The organism is Limnospira sp. PMC 1279.21, assembly GCF_032349615.1.
Classification (GTDB): Bacteria; Cyanobacteriota; Cyanobacteriia; order Cyanobacteriales; family Microcoleaceae; genus Limnospira; species Limnospira fusiformis.
This window is the reverse complement of sequence record NZ_JARPLU010000114.1, coordinates 14078-16936: the sequence shown is the minus strand read 5'-3', so window position 1 is coordinate 16936 and position 2859 is coordinate 14078. Positions and strand designations below refer to the sequence as shown.

The window sequence follows — 2859 nt, the reverse complement described above, 5'->3', positions numbered from 1 at the left end:
GAGCGATATCCTCCTACGACCAAGCCCTAAAATATAAACCGGATTACCATAAAGCTTGGAATAACCGAGGGGTGGCGATGTATAATTTAGGAGAGTATAAACAAGCGATATCCTCCTACGACCAAGCCCTAAAATATAAACCGGATTACCATAAAGCTTGGAATAACCGAGGGGTGGCGATGTATAATTTAGGAGAGTATAAACAAGCGATATCCTCCTACGACCAAGCCCTAAAATATAAACCGGATTACCATAAAGCTAGGGTTAACAGAAGCAAAAATTCACGCATTGCTTAACCCGGAAACCGCCATGATTTATTGGTATTATGGCAACTATTATTTGATAACCTTTATCCTGACGGTAGACGACATGACGGCTATACCCTTATCGGCTTGGCAACAGAAACAACTGGAAACTTTCATCACGGATTGGCATCATGATTATCAGATTTATGGCTGGTGAATGATGAATCGGCGACGGTATTGGCATTAAGTTTTATCAGGAATATCTAGGGGGTGAAACGGCGGCGATGGCTTTACATAAGGCGAAAAAATGGTTACGCTGTGAGGCGACCTGGGCAGAAATTGCGAAGGTTTATGAATCCTGTTTATCACATCCTTTGAGTGAGAGTAATCAGGGAATTTTAGCCAAGGCTTTAGGACGGATTGAAAGACAGGAAAACCCGGAAGTTATGCCGTTTTCTGATGTTTATCATTGGGGGAGTTTGGTGATTTCGGGTTATTAAGCTAAGGGGGAGTCACTGAGTCCCCTCGGTAGGAAGTGACGGGAGTGGTCACGGACGGGATAAATTAATTATCAAATGGGTGTATACAGATGACGGAGACTGTGGTAGAATTTAGGAGTAGGCGAATCAACGAAATCGTCGAAGTCGCCTGAATCTTTGACGGCATCTTCCACCCTCATAAATTAATCAGCTATGACTCCCAACCAGAAAATAACCATAACGGCATTTATTCACGCTTTAGCCCGTTTTAACAAAAAGTTGCCAATTAGTGTGTATAATCAATTGGCGGCGATTTCCGATGTTGCTAATAATACCAAACAATTAGAGGCGATCGCCATGAATGATACAGACTTAGCCCTATTATATGAGGAGGAGTGCGATCGCCTAATGCAGGGAAGCGATCGCCAAAAAGGCTATCTACCGATATTCGAGAGTGATGATTATAGCACAGAATTAAGCAATACGGTGGAGGTAATTTGTCATTCTCCCGACCCGGTAAAAGCCTCAAAAGATGCGCTAAATCCTTCGGGAGGTGGCAAACTAAAAGAGTTTTTTAGCCAACTATTTAAGTCATCTCCATCTATCTAAGTTAACTGAATGTATCCCCTAAAAGAAATCACACTGCAACTGTTTCTGTATGACTTACGGGAAGGGTTAGGACAAACCTCAAAAAGCATAAAGTTTAATCGCTATTATTTTTGGCGGCGGTTTCATCATGACCTGCAAAAACCATATAGCGACTTAACGCCAGAAAATAAGCAAAAACTGAAAAAATATGCTAACAGCGAAAACCCCGAAAGCGATATTGTGCGGTTAGACTATCAGGAGGGGGAACAACCTCTAATGGGGATAGAATATGTGTTAGTGGCATCGCAATTGGGGGATAGCTATAGTTTAATCATTGATGCCTATGATAGCGAATATCAGAAAACCAGTTTAAGTCAACTGAAAAAATACATTGAGGAAAGGATTAATAACACTCCCTCAAGCCTAGGTCAAACTTGGTTATTGTGGGGTCAACTTGACGGGAAATATTCCCCAGAGAAAGTTAATGAAATTGCCGAAAAGAGTTATACAGAAATCGCCAATAAACCCCTACCCTGGAAAAAAGATAATCAATTGAGTTTCCCAGGGAATAAACTGTTAGGGGGCGATTTATTTGAAATAACCCAGTTAGTTTCGGTGAAAGATTGGGAAAATTTACTGATACTGATTGATAATGAAAAACCGGAAGACCTGCGAAATTATCCCCGGTTAAATGATGAACATAAGTCACTGCTGATAAAGGACATTCAAAACAGTTTAGGAGAATGCCATTATTTAATTTGGCTATTACCAGCAGAGTGCGACTTAACGGCAATGAAAGATAAAATTCAGGAAATACAGACCCATTTTCATCGCCTGTTATCCTATCGCCATAAGATTATTTGGGCTTATAGCCAAAGTCGGATTTTGAAACGCCGATTAAAAGACAATTATCAAACGATTCAAAAATCGGTCTTAACAATTCGCCAACAGCGGAAAAACCCGGAAGATTTACAAGAGGCTTTAGAAAAGACGCTACAAATATTAGGGAATTATGCGATCGATTTAAGTCAACTGCATTCCCAGTTAAGGACAATTACGATTAATTTAACCAACTATCGACAAAGGTTAAAAGAATTTGCGAAGGTAGACCCAAATTGTGAGTTAACTACGTTTGCTGAGTTTAGTAAATTGGCAGCACAAAAGTATGAAAGACAGGTAAAAACGGACTATGAGAGTTTAAGTCCGGGGATGATTTTATTAGAAAATCTGATTAAGACGATTGAGGGAATTGTGGAAATTAATCAAGCGAAAAGAGAAGATCGGCTAGAAAGGGCGATCGCTGCTGCTAGTATAGGAGTGGGTACAGGATCGGCGGCGGCTTCATCAATCGCGAATTATTCGGAGGGTATATTAACGGAAATAAACCCGTTTTTACCCTCACAGAATAAGGAAGAAGCGCCAACGATTCATCCGGCATCAACGGCAAGTTTGACGTTTATTATTAGTTGTGTAATTGGGTTAATTTTGGGGTGATTAACCTGGTGGCGGTTAAATTCAAGACCTGGGTAGGTTGGGTGAAACCCAAC

General features: G+C 40.7%; 5 protein-coding genes. All 5 read left to right on the top strand.

From position 1 onward, the window contains the following. On the top strand, nt 1-296 hold a 296-nt coding region (locus P5683_RS16535; RefSeq protein ID WP_315663623.1), incomplete at its 5' end, for a tetratricopeptide repeat protein. A 13-nt stretch (nt 297-309) separates the two neighbouring features. Next, nucleotides 310-462: a hypothetical protein gene (locus tag P5683_RS16530; RefSeq protein ID WP_164468733.1), complete on the top strand. Its 153-nt coding sequence runs from the start codon at nt 310-312 to the stop codon at nt 460-462. A gap of 67 nt (nt 463-529) precedes the next feature. Then, entirely contained in the window at nt 530-745 is a 216-nt protein-coding gene (locus P5683_RS16525; protein WP_006670357.1) for a hypothetical protein, read from the top strand. A gap of 192 nt (nt 746-937) precedes the next feature. Continuing rightward, nucleotides 938-1333 (top strand): hypothetical protein, encoded by a 396-nt coding sequence (locus tag P5683_RS16520; RefSeq protein ID WP_187758457.1) that lies wholly within the window; start codon nt 938-940, stop codon nt 1331-1333. Between the two features lie 9 nt (nt 1334-1342). Continuing rightward, a complete protein-coding gene (locus tag P5683_RS16515; protein WP_315641127.1) occupies nt 1343-2806 on the top strand; it encodes a hypothetical protein in 1464 nt (487 codons plus the stop codon). Nucleotides 2807-2859 lie beyond the last annotated feature (53 nt).